This is a genomic window from Bradyrhizobium sp. 190 (assembly GCF_023073415.1).
Lineage (GTDB): Bacteria > Pseudomonadota > Alphaproteobacteria > Rhizobiales > Xanthobacteraceae > Bradyrhizobium.
In genome coordinates this window covers 65,439-81,738 of record NZ_JADPJL010000068.1, presented here as the reverse complement: position 1 = coordinate 81,738, position 16,300 = coordinate 65,439, and the positions used below count along the sequence as shown (strand labels likewise).

The window sequence follows — 16,300 nt, the reverse complement described above, 5'->3', positions numbered from 1 at the left end:
GCATCGGGATTGATGGGTTTCGCTTCGCTCTACCCATCCTACGAAGAAGCTACGTCAGCACCTTGACGCCACCGAGCGCGGTCACGCGGCCGCGCTTGAGCATCACGATCTGCGTCGCGAGCTGACGCAGCTCGGCGGCGTCGTGGCTGACATAGACCATGGGAATGCCTTCGTCGCGGAGCCGCACCAGGTAGGGCAGGATTTCCTCCTTGCGGCCTTCATCGAGCGAGCCCAATGGCTCGTCCAGCAGCAGCAGGCGCGGCTTTGACAACAGCGCGCGGCCGAGCGCGACGCGCTGGCGTTCGCCGCCGGAGAGCTGGCCGGGCCGGCGGTCGAGCAGAGGGCCGATATCGAGCAGGTCGGTGATGCGATTATGCTGGGAAGAATCCACAGCAAGCCTGTTCATGCGCCGGCCGTAGTCGAGATTTTGCCGCACGTCGAGATGCGGAAACAGCCGCGCATCCTGAAACACGTATCCGATCCGCCGTCGGTGCGGCGGGACGTGAATGCCTTTCGAGGTGTCGTCCAGCGTTTCGCCGTCGAGCGCGATGACGCCACGGTCGGGCCGCAACAGGCCTGCGATCATGTTGATCAGTGACGTCTTGCCGGCCCCCGACGCGCCGAACAGGCCGGTGACGCGGCCCTGGCTTTCGAACGCGGCTTCAAGCGAGAACTCGCCGAGCTGTTTGGTGACGTCGACGCGCAGCATGGTCAATTCCCGTGCAGGCGTTTGGTGGCGCGCCGCGCAAACCATTCGGACGCGATCAGGGCGCCCATCGCGATCACGATGGAAATCAGCACCAGCCGTCCCGCCGCGGTGTCGCCGTCCGGTGTCTGGATCAGCGAATAGATCGCGGACGAAATGGTCTGGGTCTCGCCGGGGATGTTGGAGACAAAGGTGATGGTGGCACCGAATTCGCCGATCGCCTTGGCAAAACCGAGCACCATGCCGGCCAGCACGCCCGGCAGCGCCAGCGGCAGGGTTACCGTCGCAAATACCTGCCACGGTGCGGCGCCGAGGGTGCTTGACGCCTGTTCCAGCCGGCGGTCGATCGCCTCGATCGATAACCGAATCGGCCGCACCAGGAGCGGAAACGACATGATGCCGCAGGCGAGCGCAGCGCCGGTCCAGCGAAACGCGAACACGATGCCGAGATTATCGGCGAGCCACGCTCCGACCAGGCCGCGGCGGCCGAAGGTCAGCAGCAGCAGATAACCGGTGACGACGGGGGGCAGCACCAGCGGCAGGTGAACCAGCGCATCGAGGATGGACTTGCCCCAGAATTCACGCCGCGCCAGCAGCCACGCCAGTGCGATGCCGAACGGCGTCGCCACCAGGGTCGCAACAACGGCGACCCGGAGCGAAAGCAGAATGGCCGTCCATTCGGCCGGCGAAATCTCGAACATCAGGTCGAAGGGCTGACGAGGAACTTGAAGCCATATTTCTCGAGGATGGCCTTCGCCGCCGTCGAGCGCAGGAAGGCGAGATAGTCCGCCGTCTCCGGCTTCGCTGTTGTCGTCGCCGCGACGGGATAGACGATCGCGGGATGGGAATCGGCCGGGAATGCGCCGACGATCTTGACGCCGGGCTCGACCTTCGCGTCGGTGGAATAGACGATGCCGAGAACGGCCTCGCCGCGCGCCACCAGCGTCAGCGCGGCGCGCACGCTTTCGGCCATCGCGAATTTCGGCTCTGCGGCTTGCCATGCGCCGAGCTTCTCCAGCGCCGCCTTGGCATATTTGCCGACCGGCACGGATTTCACGTCGCCGGTAGCGATTCTGCCGTCGCCGGCGAGCTTGGCGAGGTCGAAACCGGCGCCAATGTTCACATTGTCGACCTTGGAATCCTTTGGGGCGATCAGCACGATGCTGTTGCCGAGCAGATTGACCCGGCTCGATTCATTGATCGTCTTTTTCGACGCCGCATAGTCCATCCAGTCGGTGTCGGCGGAGATGAACACGTCGGCGGGTGCCCCCTGTTCGATCTGCTTGGCGAGCGCAGAACTGGCTGCGTAGCTGACGGTGATCTTGACGCCCGACTTCGCGGTATAGGCAGCGTCGATCTCGTCGAGCGCGTTCTTCATCGAGGCCGCGGCGAAGACCGTCAGGGACTTGTCCTGCGCGGCGGCGGGCGAGGGGATGGCTGCTGACGATACGGCGAAGGCCAGGAAAAGGCCGGCAAGACGGTTCATCGGGCGCTCCATGCATGATTGCGAGCCGCGGTTGCCGCGCGCAAGACAGGCGTTGGTTGGGTTAAGGCGGCCGTCGGAAGCGCCGTTCCGGTATTTCCTGGAGGACTTGCGGTCGATCAGGATGTCGCCAGCCCCTGACAATAGTCAGGATAGGGGAGGAGGTAAAGGCGGCTGCACCGCCTTGCAGGGTGCAGCCGGAGCATCAATGGTGGTGGTGTCGCTTGTGCCCGCCGCCGCCGTAACCGCGCAATTCCGCATACTTTGTCATTTGCGACGGGGTCAGGATGCTTCCGGTCGACAAATGATATTTCAGATGGGTCTCGCGTAGCGTCCCCTGCGTGGCCGCGACCGCCGCGGTGGACGCCTTCAGGCTCTCCGGCGTGACCGTGCGGGTTGCAAACTGCTTGTCCAGTTCGGCTTCCTGCTCGATCAGCTTCGCGCCCAGCGGCATCGCTTCGGCCTTCATGGAATCGAACAGGCGCTGCATGCTGGCGCGTTGCTCGGTGGAAAGTTCGAGCTTGTCGGCGAGTTCGAGAACGTGCAATGGCCCCGGATAACCGTTCAGTTCGGCTGCGAGCGCCAGGCCCATGCCGCGGCCGGCGCCGAGGTCGGCAATCTGCTGTTCGGAAAGCGCCTTGATCGGCCGCGTCTGCATCCCGGCATAAGGGGTTTGTGCATGCACGCTGGTGACGAAGGCGATGGATGCGATCAGAGGCCAAATCTTCATCGTCATTCTCCGGTGGGTTTGATCTTGTACTGTCAGTGCTTCGCATCGGGCGCGTGCAATACCGCCTTGCAGGCCGGCGGCAGTGACGCCATGGTCATCGGCGGCTTCGGCTTTGGCGGCACTTTCGGCGGCTTGGGATGAAGCACCGCATCGCTGAACCAGTAGGCGAGATCGCCGGTACTGCAGCCTTCGCCGTCGTTCGGTTCGGGCTGGCTTTCGCATTCGCCGGCGCCGGGCGGGCATTTGATGCGGATGTGGAAGTGATAGTCGTGGCCGTACATCGGCCGCACCTTGTGCAGCCAGTATCGATCGCCCCTAGCTTCGCGGCACAGTGCCTTCTTTATCGCGGCATTGACGAAGATGCGCTGCACGCTGGGCTCCAGCGCGGCGGCGCGGATCACCGCAAGATGCGTCGGCGTCCAGGCATGCGGATCGATGTCGAGCCGGTCGGTGCGCACCATCATCACGGCCGACATCTCTTCGCGCTCGTTGCGCGACAATTGACGGCCCGGCATCGGGGTCAGCCAGATATCGGCGTCGAGCCCAACCTGATGGCTGGCGTGTCCGGTAAACATCGGCCCGCCGCGCGGTTGCGACATGTCGCCGACCAATATGCCGTGCCAGCCGGCATCCCTGCGCGCCTTCGCGGCCAGCCGCTTGACCAGCGCGACCAGGTCGGGATGCCCCCAGTAACGATTGCGCGACAGCCGCATCACCTGCCAATTGTCGCCGTTGATCGGAAGCCCTTCCGCGCCCGAGATGCAGCCATGGGCATAGAACCCGTGCACCCGCGTCGGCATTGCCGCCGGCAGCACCTTGCGGCCGAACAGCTCCTTGGCGGCGATGTTGGGATCGTTGGGGTTGGCCAGCGGCGGCAGCGGTTTTGGATGGACCGTGCCCCTGTCCTGCGCCCATGCGCTCACCGCATTGGCGGCGGTCATCAAGATCAGGAGGGGAATCAGAATCAGGCGAGGGTTCATCGGATCACTCTATTCGCGAAAAACGTAGCATGAAATTGGCAACGGGAGACAGGTGCGGCATACGCAATGCTGAGACCCGCGACAGCCGCCCGCCCCCGAGGTTAGGATTGACCCGGTTCCTGCCTCGCATGGCTGCGTCAGGATGCATCCATCGCACGCTGCGGCGTTGTTCGCGCTCGTCCAGCGCAACGGCCCGCGTAACACCCGGATCGAGATTCAACTAGAGCGGGGACGTCCCCTTATTGGCGACCCCGCTCCAGCTTCCATTTCCGGCTCTTGTTATCCGCGCGCCTGCAAGGCCTGCCGGATGGATCGCTCAACCGGCGAATAATCGCCGTCCGCTCGCTCAAGCCTGAACGGATGAGACGGGTGCAGCGGCGGCTGCGCCATGAATCGTGGCGCGGATCCCCGGTGCATTTGCGCGGCGTGAACGAGGAACGGGTGGCACAGATAGACTGTACCGACGTCGCCGATTGCCTGTACCTCGGGCCGGTTGCTTCCCATTTCGTCCAGCCTCAAATGCGACATGCCGGCCTCGCCGGCCGGTTCGAGAAAGCGCGCCATGTGAAGATGCGAGCCCGGCCTTATTCGGGTGGGCGCGTCGGTTTCCCCCACATCGGAGAACAGGAACAGCATCAGCAGCGCGCGTCCGCGCGACGTCACATTGACCCGCCATGCGGCGTAATCGTGGTTGTCGATAAGTTGGTCTTCGCCCGGGAAACTGAGATCGACATGCCAGCCGGCATCGCCGGGATCGTGCGGGCTTGGAAATCGCACGGGGAAGGTGCCGAGGTCGGCTCGTGGCCACCAGCGTCCCTTTCCGGCGAGCTGGTCGAAGGCGGTATGAAGCAGCGGGCTGTTGACGGCTCTCCTGAAGGGTTCGTCGTTGTAATAGCCGAGGCGGATGACTGGCCGCGTCCAGGTTGCGGGATTGTCGGGATCGCAGGGCAGATCGCGCCACAGGATGGCGCGGCCTTGCTCGGCAAGCTCGCGCAGAAAGGCCTGATCGATTCGGACGAAGCCGTCTTGAACGAATTGCTCGATCTGCGCGTCGCTGAGCGCGCGCGCTGGTTTGCTGGTAGGCATGAAAATCCTCTTATCGCTGGGCAAGCGGCCATGGCCTGCGAAGCAGGAGCGGCCGGGCTGTTTTCGGTTGGAACTTCCGCCCGCGTGAGAGCGGGCGTCGCGATCAGCGCGCGAGGAAGAAGACCGAAGCGATATTGGAGGTGCGGATCATCATGGCAAACATAGTCTAGCAAACCAGCTACCAGTGTTCAACTCGGCGATCGGCGGCGCTGTTTCGTACTCGATACAGCGCAATGGATTTCCACACGTGGATCGCGATAACCAGAACCGGCCTTACTGAAGCTCTATATTGGCCGACTTGATCACCGCGGCCCACCGGTCGATTTCCTCGCGCATGTAGGCAGATGCCTTGTCGACCGGGCCGCCGAAAATTCCGGCGGAAAGTTTCTTGAGCTGGTCCTGCACCGCGGGCTGACGCAATGCCTCGTTCACATCGGCATTGATCTTGTCGACGATGTTCTTCGGAGTTTTTGGCGGCGCCACGATGCCGTACCAGGCGACCGCTTGAAAACCCGGAAGCGTTTCGGCCATCGTCGGTACATCCGGCAGCGCCGGAAGACGATCGGACGAGGCCACCGCGAGCAGTTTCAGCTTGCCGGCCTGAACCAGCGCCAGCGAGACGCCGAGATTGTCGAACATGACGTCGACGTCGCCGGCGACAAGACCTTGCAGCGCAGGCGCCGAGCCGCGATAGGGAATGTGCCGCAGCTTTACCTTTGCCATCAGCTGAAACAGCTCCGAGGTCAGATGCGAGGTCGTGCCGTTGCCCTGCGTGGCGCAGATGGTTCTGTCGGAATTGCCCTTCAGGTATTCGATCAACTCGGGCACGCTCGATGCCTTGATGTTATCAGGATTGACGATCAGCGCATTCGGCACATGGGCCATCACGATGACAGGCTCGAACTTGGTCGGATCGAAGCCTAGCCTGGGGTACAGATTGTGATTGATCACAAGCGGCGGCGCGGTGACGAGAGCAAGGTGTAGCCGTCGGGCGCCGCATGGTAGACCTGTTCGGCGCCGATGTTCCCGGCGGCGCCCGTGCGGTTCTCGATGACCACAGGCTGGCTCCATTTGCGTGACAGCCAGTCGGCCACAATTCGTGGAATCGCGTCGGCCGTTCCTCCGGCCGGAAATGGAACGACGATTTTTACGGGACGGTCCGGGTAATCACCGGCCAGCGCCGGCGCGTGATCCTGCACGGAGAAGGCCAGAAGCAGTGTCAGGATCGCCAATCTACGGCGAATGGGAAGAGCTGGCGTAGAGCCGGGCATTCAAACTCCTCCCGCTGCCGTTTTATTCCGTCCAGTCTGAGCTGTCGGCGCTTGGTGTTCGCAGCAAGGGAGGATAGCTTGAACGACCAAGCTTCCGAAGCATTTTTTGCGTGGGACAATGACGCAGCCGCAACTCACTGTCGTGATCATTGGAGGCGGAATTGGCGGGCTCTTCGCCGCGAACGCGCTGATTGCCCGCGGCTTCGATGTTTCCGTCTATGAGCAGGCACCTGCTCTCGGCGAGGTCGGGGCAGGGGTATTCCTGACGCCGAACAGCGTGCGGCAATTGCAACGGGTGGGCCTTGAACATCAGGTGGAACGATGGGGCGCCAGGGTCGGCCACGGCTCTCATTATTTTCGCCACGACGGCGCGCCGATAGCCCCGGTCCAGGTGACGGACTCCGCGGGCTGGAACGCCACCTTCGGCATGCATCGCGCCGACCTCGTCGAGATGCTGTCGCGCGCATTGCCATCAGGTGTGGTGCGCACGGGACATCGCGCCACAAGCTTTGAGCAGGCCGGCGAGGTTGCGCGTGTTTCATTCGCCAACGGTGCGGTCGCCGAAGGTGACGTCGTCATTGCCGCCGACGGCATTCACTCCGAACTCCGGCCCTATGCCGCGCCGCCGTCCCGGCCGGTCTTTCACGGCTCCGTCGCCTATCGCGGCGTGCTGCCGCATGCGCGCATTCCGCACTGGCCGACCGATTGCTGGCAGATGTGGCTCGGCACGGGAAAACATTTCCTCAGCTTTCCGGTGCGATCAGGCGAACTCATCAACTATGTCGGCTTCGTGCCGGCCGATGCGGAAATGAAGGAATCCTGGTCTGCGCCAGGCGATCCCGATGTGCTGCGACGCGAGTTCGACGGCTGGGATCCGCGCATCGGGTCGTTGTTGAGTCAGGTTGAAAAGACATTCCGTTGGGCGCTGTACGACCGCGAGCCGCTGCCGACCTGGACGTGCGGCCGGTTGACGCTGCTCGGCGATGCCGCGCACCCGATGCTGCCGCATCTCGGCCAGGGCGCCAACCAGTCGATCGAGGACGGCATGGCGCTGGCGACAATTCTGGCGCAGACGACATGCGCCGGCGTACCGGCGGCGCTGCTGGCGTATGAGCGGCTGCGACGTGAGCGGGTGGCGGCGGTTCAGCGCGGTGCGCGCGAGAATGGCATGCGCTACGATTCCTCCTATGCCGATCTCGGCGTTCGCGATGCCGAGATATCGGCGCATGCGGCGTTCCGAAAGAGGCTTTACGATCACGACGTCGTGCCGGAAGCGCAGGCCGCGGCGGCTGCCTTGAGTTGAATGGGCGTTATATCACCACCGCTCTTAACCGTCCGGTAACCCTGTCTATCGTTGGCGTATCTTCATGGGCATGCCCGGAGTTTCGCGCATTCCTTGTGCATGCGGCACAGGTGCGACGATCTTGCCCCGTGATTTTACGGACTCCTGCCGATCACGTCGATCGACGATACACGCAAGGCGTGCGGTCGCCGTTCTTTTCGGGCGATGCATGACCACGCACGAGGCCAGTTTCATCGACAAGAGATACTATTTTTTCAGACAACTTATCCGAAAACTGCACGCAGAGTGCGAGTAGAGCGTAGCAATGCCGAAAAAGCCAAGAAAGACCAGAAAGCCAAAGCAGACGGCGATTGTCCGCTTTCTCGGCCGGCCAGCAAAGCCCGCTGTAAAACTGTCAGCCAGCCGTCGGCACGCGACCGGCGAAGCTGCACGCATCGCTGAGCTCAAGGCTGCCCTTGCGGAGGCGCGCAAATCGCACGAGCGCTTGCGGGAGGCGATCGATATCCTGCCGCAGGGCATGGTGCTGCTCGATGCCGAGGGCCGCTACATTCTCTGGAACAAGAAATACGCGGAGATGTACCGGCGCAGCTCGGAGCTGTTCAGCCCGGGCGTGCGACTGGAAGATACGATCCGCGTCGGCGTTGCGCGCGGCGATTACCCGGAGGCGATCGGGCGTGAAGAAGAATGGATCGCCGAACGGCTGAAGAAGCTGTACCAGCCGGGCGAGCGGCATGAGCAGACGCTGGCCGACGGCCGCGTCATCCTGGTCGATGAACGCCTGACCGAGGATGGCGGCATCATCGGTCTGCGCGTCGATATCACCGAGTTGAAACAGCGGGAGGCCTCGTTCCGGCTGCTGTTCGAGAGCAATCCGGTCCCGATGATCGTCTGCGCGCTGGGTGACGAACGTATTCTCGCCGTCAACGATGCCGCGACCCAGCACTATGGTTACAGCCGCAGCGAATTCGAGAAGCTGACGATCCGCAGCCTGCAGGCCTTCGACGCCGGACTGCCGTGGACCGGCGACGAGCGCGCGGCGCGCACCTGGAAGCATGTCCGGGCCGACGGCACGCTGATCGATCTGGCGATCTATTCACGCCAGCTCGTTTACGGCGATCGGCCTGCGATCCTGCTGGCGCTGATGGACACCACCGAACGCAAACGCGCCGAGGCGCGGCTGACGTTCATGGCCCAGCACGACGGCCTGACCGGGCTGCCGAACCGCAATTTGCTGGGTCAGCAGATGGACGACATCCTGCTGCGCACACGCCGAAACGCCGAGCAGGTGGCGGTGCTCGTGCTCGGCCTCGACCATTTCAAGGCGGTCAACGATACGCTCGGCCATGGCATCGGCGACAAGCTCCTGCGCGGCGTCGGCAAGCGATTGCGGTCGATGCTGCGCGACGACGATGTGCTGGCCCGGCTCAACTCCGACGAATTCGCAATCGTCCAGAGCGGGGTAACGCGGCCTGAGGATGCGGCGTTCCTGGCGAGGCGCCTCCTGGACGCCATCGGCGATCCCTACCTGCTGGACGGGCATTCCGTCGTGATCGGCGCCAGCATCGGCATTGCGGTGTCGCCCGGCGACGGCGATGAATCCGAGAAGCTTTTGAAGAACGCCGACCTCGCATTATCGCGCGCCAAGAACGATTCGCGCGGCACATTCTCGTTCTTCGAGGCCGGAATGGACGCGCGCGCCCAGACCCGCCGCAAGATCGAAATCGAACTGCGCGAGGCCGTCCACGGCGATGCGCTGCGGCCCTATTACCAGCCGCTGGTCGATCTTGCGAGCGGGCGCATCACCGGATTCGAAGCGCTGGTGCGCTGGCCGCATCCCGAGCGCGGCATGATCTCGCCGGCCGAATTCATCCCCGTTGCGGAGGAAACCGGGCTAATCAACGCCGTCGGCGGTTTGATGCTGCGCCGCGCCTGCACGGATGCGGCGCAATGGCCCGATGACGTTCACGTCGCGGTCAACCTGTCGCCGCTGCAGTTCCGTCTCGGCAATCTGCTGGCGCTGGTAACGGATACGCTGAAGCAGTCCGGCCTGCCGGCGAAGCGCCTGGAACTCGAGATCACGGAGACGCTGCTTCTGGAAAAGAGCAGCGAGGTGCTGGCGACTTTGCATGCGCTGCGCGCGCTCGGCGTCCGCATCTCGATGGACGATTTCGGCACTGGCTATTCCAGCCTGAGCTATCTGCGCAGCTTTCCGTTCGACAAGATCAAGATCGACCAGTCCTTCGTGCGCGACCTCGCCGCCAACCCCGACGCGCAGGCGATCGTGCGTTCGATCATCAGCCTCGGCAAGGGCCTGGGCGTCACGATCACGGCGGAAGGCGTCGAGACCGAAGCCGAAGTAAACTGTCTGCGCAACGAGGGATGCCACGAGGGGCAGGGATTCCTGTTCAGCCGCGCGCGGCCCAATGCGGAGATCGTGGGCATGTTGAAGACGCAAGGCAACTGGAACTCGCCGGCAGGTGCGGCGCTGGTGGCTTAGTCGCAAGCGTAGCCCGGATGGAGCGAAGCGCAATCCGGGGTAAGTCCGCTGATAACGCTGTCCCGGATTTCGCTTCGCTCCATTCGGGCTACGCGCGTCTATTGGCCGCCTGCCGCTTCCGCAAATGATACGTCAGCGCCAGCGCGACGCAGTGGCGCAACGCTTTCTCGGGCAGCTTCTCGCCGGCGTCGAGCAGAATGCTGCGGTTGCCGCCATAGCGCAGTTCCGGATAGAGCTCGCGAAAAGTCTCGACCAGATCGGTCTGGCAGTGGAAATAGACCGCGTACCGGCCGGCTTCCGCCTTCACCTGGTCGATCCGGATCGTGCTGCCGCTCTTGCTCTCGGTGGTGAGATAGCTCGGCTGCCCCCATTTCAGCGCCTCTTCCAGCGCGCCGACGCCCTCGGTGGCGTCGGCGGTATCGAGGATCAGCCGGCGCAGCGCCAGCAGTTTTGATTTGACCGGAGTGGGGTAGGTGCCGAAGACGGCGTCCACCGCGGCGTCTCGCGTGACAGCGCTCGGCTTTTTGGCGATGCTTTTCTTCTTTGCTGCCTTCTTCATCGCGCTGTCAGCACATCCTGCCGTGGCCGTCGCCATCATCCTAGGGCAGGAGGCGGGCGGACGGAAGCGGGATCGAAATCCTACTTCCTTCGCGCCGTTTTGCGGGCGCCGGATCTCGCGGCCGCCTTGCGCTTGCGCGTTGCAGCCGCCTTCTTGGCGGAACGCGATCGTGCCGCTGCGGGCCGTCTGGCTGCGGCCTTGCCACCGCGCGGGCCACCGATCCGGCCGCCCTTTTTCGCCGCGACGTTGGTATCCTTGACGCCGCGGCCTGAGCCGCTCTTGTTGCCGCCGCCGGTTTCCTTGTTGACGGTCGCCCAGGCGCGCCGCTCGGCTTCGTCCTTGCTGACGCCGCGCTTTTCGTAGCCTTCCTCGATATGCTCGGCCTTGCGTTTCTGCTTGTTCGTATAGCTCGATTTGTCACCACGGGGCATGCGGTGTCTCCTCGTTGTTGCGGTTGCTGAAAAAGCAACGCACACCTTGCGAGGGGGTTCCGAGCGGAGCCTTCGCGCCGCGCGAGCCGGGACGGCCGCCTCAACGCGCCGTCGGCGGCGTATCGAGGTCGCCTGACAGGATCGCCTTGCCGGCGTCTTCATAGTGGGCGTCGCGGCCCTGGATCTGCTGCGCGATTGCATGCATGTCGCGAAAGCGGCGCTCGAACTTGTTGGCGTTGAACACGGCCGTGGCGCCCGCCATGCGATAGGCGGTGTCGACCACGGCAGCCGATTGATGGATGGTCCAGGTGGTCGCGATACGCAGCGCGATACGATGCGCCTCCGTGGCGGCCTCGCCGCGCGCCAGATCACGCCAGACTTCGGCGGCGGTCGCGTAGAGATAGGCGCGCGCCGCGCGCAAGCTCGCCTCGGTGCGGCCGATCACTCCTTGCACGGCATTGTTGTCGCGCATCGCCTTCAGCGCCTGCGGCGTCTTGGCGCGCGCCAGGTCGATCGCTGCATCAAGCGTCGCGCGGGCGACGCCGAGCGAGGTCGCCGCAAAGCCCATGCCGAACACCATGTTGGTGGAGAGCTTGTACAGCGGCCCGCTTTCGCGCCGCGCCTGCGGTTCGTCGCGAAGCGCTGCAAATTTTTCAGGGATGAAAAGGTTGTTGACCGAATAGGAATCGGTGCCGGTACCCCGCAGACCGATCACGTCCCAGACGTCGTACATCGTGGCGCTGGTCACCGGAAACAGGATGGTGCGGATCTCCGGCGAGCCATCCGGCTTGCGCCGCGGCGTGCCGTCGGCCTCGACGACGCGGACATGGGCGCCCAACCAGCTCGCCTGCCGCGAACCGGAGGCAAAATCCCAGCGCGCGCTGGCTTTGTAGCCGCCCGGAACTGCCTGCACTTCATGGTTGATCGCGCCCCAGGCCAGAATGCCGGGCGCGACGTTGAAGATTTCGTTGGCGGCGTCGGGATCGAGATAGGCCGCGGTCATCGCGCAGACGCTGCACTGGCCAAGGCACCACGCGGTCGAGGCGTCTGCCTTGGCGACTTCCTCCTGCATCTGCATGAACGCTTCGAGTGAGGCCTCGATGCCGCCAAAACTCTTGGGCAGCAGCGCGCGGTAAAGCCCGTTCTCGATCAGCGCCTGCGTCACCGCTGATGTCAGCCGCCGCGTCCGCTCGATCTCGTCGGCATCGCGTGCGATCAGGGGAGCAAGTGCGCGTGCACGCTCGGCGAGGTCGAGGCCGGGATGCTTGCTCATGCGCTTCCTCGCGTTCTCTTGTTCTTGGGTAGGATGGTGGCCCATCCGTCGCCATCGATCAAGGCGGCGGAGATTGCCGACCTCTCACGCCGTCGCCCGCCCCAGATCGAGCGACGGTTGCGACGGCCGCCTGGCCGACGGGAAGCTCAGCGCCACGGCGACGGCGGCGATGCCGATGGCGAAGGAGCCGACATAGAGCCAGTTGTAGGTGTGGAAGGTGTCGAACACCCATCCGCCGGCCAATGGCCCCAGCGCCATGCCGAGGCTGGCGAAGGCGGAGACGGCGCCGAACACTGTGCCCATGATCCGCGCGCCGAAATATTCGCGCACCAGAACCGCGTAGAGCGGCATCACGCCGCCATAGGCAAGGCCGAACACCACCGACAGCGCATAGAATTCGCCGAGTTGGCCGACGGCGAGATAGCTCGCGACCGACAAGGCCTGCACGAACAGGCCGCCGACCAATACCTGCTTGGCGCCGATGCGATCGGCCAGCGCGCCGAGCAGCAGACGTCCGCCAAGACCGGAGAACCCGGCAAGACTATAGACGGTGACGGCGGTTAGCGGCGCGATGCCGCAGACCATGGCGTAGCTCACCATGTGGAAGATCGGCCCCGAATGCGCCGCGCAGCAGGCGAAATGCGCGAGCGCGAGCGTAATGAATTGCGGGGTTTTGAATGCCTGGGCGGCCGTCCACTGCACGTCAGGCGCGCCGTCCACGCCTGCTGTTGCAGACGCCGCGGCCTGCGGCGCTGGGCGCACCAGCAGCGAAGCCGGAATCAGCAGCGCCAGTGCCACGATGCCGATCACCAGCATCGCCGTGCGCCAGTCGTAGGTGGTGATCAGCCAGCTCGCGAACGGCGCGACCGTCAGCGGCGCCACGCCCATGCCAGCCGACACCAGCGCAACCGCGAGGCTGCGGTGATCCTCGATCCAGGCGCTCGCGGCTGCCATCATCGGCGCGTAGAAACTGCCGGCGGCAATCCCGATCAGGACGCCGAACGCCAATTGGAACTGCCAGAGCGTGGTGGCCTGGCTCGCCGCGATCAGGCCGGCTCCCAGCAACAGCGTGCCTGATAGCACGACGATGCGGGTACCGAACCGGTCGGACAGCGCGCCCCAGAAGAACGCGGCCAGTCCCATGCAAAGGAAATCGATCGTCGCCGCCGCCGAGACGCCGCTGCGCGACCAGCCCATGGCTTCCGAAATCGGCTGCAGGAACACGGCCAGCGACAACATCGCGCCGAAGCCAACGCAGGTCATCATCGCTCCCGCGCCGACCACGACCCAGCCGTAGGAAAATCCGAAGGACTTGCTCATGCGTTTCCTTAGCTCTTTTTGTCTTTTTGATCTGAGCGAGGGAGATCGTGGCCTATCTGTCGCACTCGCGCAATGATCTTACGCCTGCCCGTTCGAGGATTGTCTATCGGGCTCGCTAAGCCCAGATATGCGTCTGCGCTTTGATGCGCCAGCTTGATAAAACGGCAGGACACCCATGCAGGAAATTCTTGTCACCGCGTTTTCCGAGGCTGATCAGCAAGGAGTCCTGGATGTCATCCTGCCAATCCAGCAACGCGAATTTGGCATCCCCATCACGGAAGCCGATCAGCCTGATCTCACTGATATTCCCGAGTTCTATCAGTCGGGGACTGGCGGCTTTTGGGTGGCTCGATCCAATGGCGAAGTCGTCGGCACGGTCGGATTGAAGGATATCGGTTCAAGACAAACGGCCTTGCGCAAGATGTTTGTTGCCGCGCCGTTTCGCGGCCGGGAGTTGGGCGTGGCGGGAAAGCTGCTTGACGTGCTGCTGGCGCATGCCAACGCGCGGGGCGTTGCCGAGATATTTCTCGGCACCACGGACAAATTCCTGGCGGCGCATCGATTCTATGAAAAGCGGGATTTCAGGGAGCTGCCAAAAGCCGGTCTGCCCAAGGCTTTTCCGGTCATGACCGTCGATTCGAAATTCTATGTCCTGCGCGTGTCGTGAGGCGATCGGCGAAGTCGTAGGGTGGGCAAAGCGAAGCGTGCCCACCATCGAGGCTCCGATTTGGATGGATGGTGGGCACGCTGCGCTTTGCCCACCCTACAATTTCCTTTGTCTCACGTCCCTCAGCTATCCACCTTCAGCGCGGCAATGAACGCTTCCTGCGGGATGTCGACCTTGCCGAACTGCCGCATCTTCTTCTTGCCTTCCTTCTGCTTCTCCAGAAGTTTGCGTTTGCGCGTGATGTCGCCGCCGTAGCATTTGGCGGTGACGTCCTTACGCAGCGCGCGGACGGTTTCGCGGGCGATCACCTTGCCGCCGATCGCGGCCTGGATCGGGATCTGGAACATGTGCGGCGGGATCAGTTCCTTCATCTTCTCGACCATGGCGCGGCCGCGGCCTTCCGCACGGGTCCGGTGCACCAGCATCGACAGCGCATCAACCGGCTCGTTGTTGACGAGAATCTGCATCTTGACGAGATCGGCCACCTTGTAATCGGTCAGGTGATAGTCGAACGAGGCGTAGCCCTTGGAGACCGATTTCAGGCGATCGTAGAAATCGAACACGACTTCGTTGAGCGGCAGGTCGTATTTCACCATCGCGCGGGAGCCTACATAGGTCAGCTCCTTCTGGGCGCCACGGCGGTCCTGGCAAAGTTTCAGCACGCTGCCGAGATATTCGTCCGGGGTGAGGATCGTGGCCTCGATCCACGGCTCCTCGATGTCGGCGATCTTGACCACGTCGGGCATGTCGACGGGATTGTGGATCGAGATCTCCTGCCCGTCGGTCAGGTGCATCTTGTAGATCACGCTCGGCGCGGTCGCGATCAGATTGAGGTCGAATTCGCGCGACAGCCGCTCCTGGATGATTTCCAGATGCAGCAGCCCGAGAAAGCCGCAGCGGAAGCCGAAGCCGAGCGCGGCTGATGTTTCCATCTCGTAGGAAAAGCTCGCATCGTTGAGCCGCAGCTTGCCCATCGCCCCACGCAGCGTCTCGAAATCGTTGGCATCGGCTGGAAACAGGCCGCAGAACACCACTGGGATTGCCGGCTTGAAGCCTGGCAGCATCTCGCTGATCGGCTTGCGATCGTCGGTGATGGTGTCGCCGACGCGCGTATCGGCGACTTCCTTGATCGCTGCGGTGATGAAGCCGATCTCGCCGGGACCGAGCTCGTCGACCTGCTCCATCTTCGGTGTGAAAAAGCCGACGCGTTCGACGTCATAGGCTGCGTTGGTGCCCATCATGCGGATGCGCTGGCCCTTTTTCATGGTGCCGTCGACCACGCGAATGAGCACGACGACGCCGAGATAGACGTCGTACCAGCTATCCACCAGCAGCGCCTTCAGCGTCGCATCGCGGTCGCCCTTTGGCGGCGGCAGGCGGGTGACGATGGCTTCCAGGACGTCGGGCACGCCAAGGCCGGTCTTTGCCGAGATCATCACGGCGTCCGACGCGTCGATGCCGATCACGTCCTCGATCTGCTGCCTTATCTTCTCAGGTTCAGCCGCGGGCAGGTCGACCTTGTTGAGGACCGGCACGATTTCGAGATTGTTGTCGAGCGCCTGATATACGTTGGCAAGCGTCTGCGCCTCGACGCCCTGGCTGGCGTCGACCACAAGCAACGCCCCTTCGCAGGCCGCCAGCGACCGTGAGACTTCGTAAGCGAAGTCGACATGGCCGGGCGTGTCCATCAGGTTGAAGATGTAATTCTTGCCGTCCTTGGCGCGGTAGTTCAGCCGTACCGTCTGCGCCTTGATGGTGATGCCGCGCTCGCGCTCGATATCCATGGAATCGAGCACCTGTTCCTTGCCCGCCATTTCACGGTCCGTCAGCCCGCCCGTCATCTGGATCAGGCGGTCGGCCAGCGTCGATTTGCCATGGTCGATATGGGCGACGATGGAGAAGTTGCGGATGTTGGAAATGGGGGCAGTTGTCATGGGGCGCGGGATAGCATTCACACCCCCGGGCGGCAACCATATTGCTGTTTTTCAAGGGGG

Annotated in this window: 17 protein-coding genes; 4 read left to right on the top strand and 13 right to left on the bottom strand. The window is 63.6% G+C overall.

The genetic code is table 11. The annotated features are described in order from the left end of the window. Nucleotides 1-49 precede the first annotated feature (49 nt). The 5 genes from modC to mepA form a co-directional block, all read right to left on the bottom strand. Complete coding sequence (gene modC / locus IVB22_RS35480) at nt 50-709, bottom strand: molybdenum ABC transporter ATP-binding protein (protein WP_247521781.1); 660 nt, start codon at nt 707-709, stop codon at nt 50-52. Between the two features lie 2 nt (nt 710-711). Then, nucleotides 712-1,407, bottom strand: a complete 696-nt coding sequence (gene modB, locus IVB22_RS35475; RefSeq protein WP_247521780.1) for a molybdate ABC transporter permease subunit — start codon at nt 1,405-1,407, stop codon at nt 712-714. After that, entirely contained in the window at nt 1,407-2,192 is a 786-nt protein-coding gene (gene modA / locus IVB22_RS35470) for a molybdate ABC transporter substrate-binding protein (protein WP_247521779.1), read from the bottom strand. Before modA ends, modB begins: the two co-directional genes overlap by 1 nt. 202 nt (nt 2,193-2,394) lie before the next feature. Beyond that, on the bottom strand, nt 2,395-2,919 hold the full coding sequence (locus IVB22_RS35465) for a Spy/CpxP family protein refolding chaperone (RefSeq protein ID WP_247521778.1): 525 nt from the start codon (nt 2,917-2,919) through the stop codon (nt 2,395-2,397). A 32-nt stretch (nt 2,920-2,951) separates the two neighbouring features. Beyond that, entirely contained in the window at nt 2,952-3,899 is a 948-nt protein-coding gene (gene mepA / locus IVB22_RS35460; protein ID WP_247521777.1) for a penicillin-insensitive murein endopeptidase, read from the bottom strand. A gap of 106 nt (nt 3,900-4,005) precedes the next feature. Here mepA and IVB22_RS35455 point away from each other — a divergent pair, with 106 nt between their 5' ends. After that, a complete protein-coding gene (locus IVB22_RS35455; RefSeq protein WP_374207830.1) occupies nt 4,006-4,230 on the top strand; it encodes a L,D-transpeptidase in 225 nt (74 codons plus the stop codon). On the opposite strand, the gene IVB22_RS35450 is transcribed toward IVB22_RS35455, so the two are convergent. From IVB22_RS35450 to IVB22_RS41290, 3 genes are all read right to left on the bottom strand, one after another. After that, complete coding sequence (locus IVB22_RS35450; protein WP_247521775.1) at nt 4,179-4,985, bottom strand: phytanoyl-CoA dioxygenase family protein; 807 nt, start codon at nt 4,983-4,985, stop codon at nt 4,179-4,181. The two genes, IVB22_RS35455 and IVB22_RS35450, sit on opposite strands and share 52 nt — an antisense overlap. Nucleotides 4,986-5,258: 273 nt before the next feature. Further along, a complete protein-coding gene (locus IVB22_RS35445; protein ID WP_308200496.1) occupies nt 5,259-5,936 on the bottom strand; it encodes a tripartite tricarboxylate transporter substrate-binding protein in 678 nt (225 codons plus the stop codon). Next, entirely contained in the window at nt 5,933-6,256 is a 324-nt protein-coding gene (locus IVB22_RS41290; RefSeq protein ID WP_253075354.1) for a tripartite tricarboxylate transporter substrate binding protein, read from the bottom strand. Before IVB22_RS41290 ends, IVB22_RS35445 begins: the two co-directional genes overlap by 4 nt. Nucleotides 6,257-6,374: 118 nt before the next feature. Here IVB22_RS41290 and IVB22_RS35440 point away from each other — a divergent pair, with 118 nt between their 5' ends. Beyond that, nucleotides 6,375-7,559: an FAD-dependent monooxygenase gene (locus IVB22_RS35440; protein WP_247521774.1), complete on the top strand. Its 1,185-nt coding sequence runs from the start codon at nt 6,375-6,377 to the stop codon at nt 7,557-7,559. 304 nt (nt 7,560-7,863) lie between these two features. Continuing rightward, nucleotides 7,864-10,056, top strand: coding sequence for a bifunctional diguanylate cyclase/phosphodiesterase (locus tag IVB22_RS35435; RefSeq protein WP_247521773.1), 2,193 nt, complete (start codon nt 7,864-7,866; stop codon nt 10,054-10,056). Nucleotides 10,057-10,144: 88 nt separating this feature from the next. On the opposite strand, the gene IVB22_RS35430 is transcribed toward IVB22_RS35435, so the two are convergent. From IVB22_RS35430 to IVB22_RS35415, 4 genes are all read right to left on the bottom strand, one after another. Continuing rightward, nucleotides 10,145-10,615 carry a DUF1801 domain-containing protein gene (locus IVB22_RS35430; RefSeq protein ID WP_247521772.1) on the bottom strand — a complete coding sequence of 157 codons (471 nt, stop codon included), beginning with the start codon at nt 10,613-10,615 and terminating at the stop codon, nt 10,145-10,147. 80 nt (nt 10,616-10,695) lie between these two features. Continuing rightward, nucleotides 10,696-11,046, bottom strand: coding sequence for a plasmid stabilization protein (locus IVB22_RS35425; protein ID WP_247521771.1), 351 nt, complete (start codon nt 11,044-11,046; stop codon nt 10,696-10,698). 100 nt (nt 11,047-11,146) lie between these two features. Beyond that, nucleotides 11,147-12,319 (bottom strand): acyl-CoA dehydrogenase family protein, encoded by a 1,173-nt coding sequence (locus tag IVB22_RS35420; RefSeq protein ID WP_247521770.1) that lies wholly within the window; start codon nt 12,317-12,319, stop codon nt 11,147-11,149. Between the two features lie 84 nt (nt 12,320-12,403). Continuing rightward, nucleotides 12,404-13,639: an MFS transporter gene (locus IVB22_RS35415; RefSeq protein ID WP_247521769.1), complete on the bottom strand. Its 1,236-nt coding sequence runs from the start codon at nt 13,637-13,639 to the stop codon at nt 12,404-12,406. Between the two features lie 175 nt (nt 13,640-13,814). On the opposite strand from IVB22_RS35415, the gene IVB22_RS35410 reads away from it, so the two are divergent. Beyond that, nucleotides 13,815-14,306 carry a GNAT family N-acetyltransferase gene (locus tag IVB22_RS35410; RefSeq protein WP_247521768.1) on the top strand — a complete coding sequence of 164 codons (492 nt, stop codon included), beginning with the start codon at nt 13,815-13,817 and terminating at the stop codon, nt 14,304-14,306. Between the two features lie 122 nt (nt 14,307-14,428). Here the strand turns inward: IVB22_RS35410 and lepA are convergent, their stop codons facing one another. After that, nucleotides 14,429-16,240: a translation elongation factor 4 gene (lepA, locus tag IVB22_RS35405; protein WP_247521767.1), complete on the bottom strand. Its 1,812-nt coding sequence runs from the start codon at nt 16,238-16,240 to the stop codon at nt 14,429-14,431. Between the last annotated feature and the right edge of the window lie 60 nt (nt 16,241-16,300).

Excerpts from the sequence above, each read along its gene's own strand:
- IVB22_RS35440 (WP_247521774.1), top strand. The coding sequence starts at position 6,375 with ATGACGCAGCCGCAACTCACTGTCGTGATCATTGGAGGCGGAATTGGC.
- modB (WP_247521780.1), bottom strand. The coding sequence starts at position 1,407 with ATGTTCGAGATTTCGCCGGCCGAATGGACGGCCATTCTGCTTTCGCTC.
- IVB22_RS35420 (WP_247521770.1), bottom strand. The coding sequence starts at position 12,319 with ATGAGCAAGCATCCCGGCCTCGACCTCGCCGAGCGTGCACGCGCACTT.
- modC (WP_247521781.1), bottom strand. The coding sequence starts at position 709 with ATGCTGCGCGTCGACGTCACCAAACAGCTCGGCGAGTTCTCGCTTGAA.
- lepA (WP_247521767.1), bottom strand. The coding sequence starts at position 16,240 with ATGACAACTGCCCCCATTTCCAACATCCGCAACTTCTCCATCGTCGCC.
- modA (WP_247521779.1), bottom strand. The coding sequence starts at position 2,192 with ATGAACCGTCTTGCCGGCCTTTTCCTGGCCTTCGCCGTATCGTCAGCA.
- IVB22_RS35435 (WP_247521773.1), top strand. The coding sequence starts at position 7,864 with ATGCCGAAAAAGCCAAGAAAGACCAGAAAGCCAAAGCAGACGGCGATT.
- IVB22_RS35465 (WP_247521778.1), bottom strand. The coding sequence starts at position 2,919 with ATGAAGATTTGGCCTCTGATCGCATCCATCGCCTTCGTCACCAGCGTG.
- IVB22_RS35430 (WP_247521772.1), bottom strand. The coding sequence starts at position 10,615 with ATGAAGAAGGCAGCAAAGAAGAAAAGCATCGCCAAAAAGCCGAGCGCT.
- IVB22_RS35415 (WP_247521769.1), bottom strand. The coding sequence starts at position 13,639 with ATGAGCAAGTCCTTCGGATTTTCCTACGGCTGGGTCGTGGTCGGCGCG.
- IVB22_RS35425 (WP_247521771.1), bottom strand. The coding sequence starts at position 11,046 with ATGCCCCGTGGTGACAAATCGAGCTATACGAACAAGCAGAAACGCAAG.
- mepA (WP_247521777.1), bottom strand. The coding sequence starts at position 3,899 with ATGAACCCTCGCCTGATTCTGATTCCCCTCCTGATCTTGATGACCGCC.
- IVB22_RS35450 (WP_247521775.1), bottom strand. The coding sequence starts at position 4,985 with ATGCCTACCAGCAAACCAGCGCGCGCGCTCAGCGACGCGCAGATCGAG.
- IVB22_RS35410 (WP_247521768.1), top strand. The coding sequence starts at position 13,815 with ATGCAGGAAATTCTTGTCACCGCGTTTTCCGAGGCTGATCAGCAAGGA.
- IVB22_RS41290 (WP_253075354.1), bottom strand. The coding sequence starts at position 6,256 with ATGCCCGGCTCTACGCCAGCTCTTCCCATTCGCCGTAGATTGGCGATC.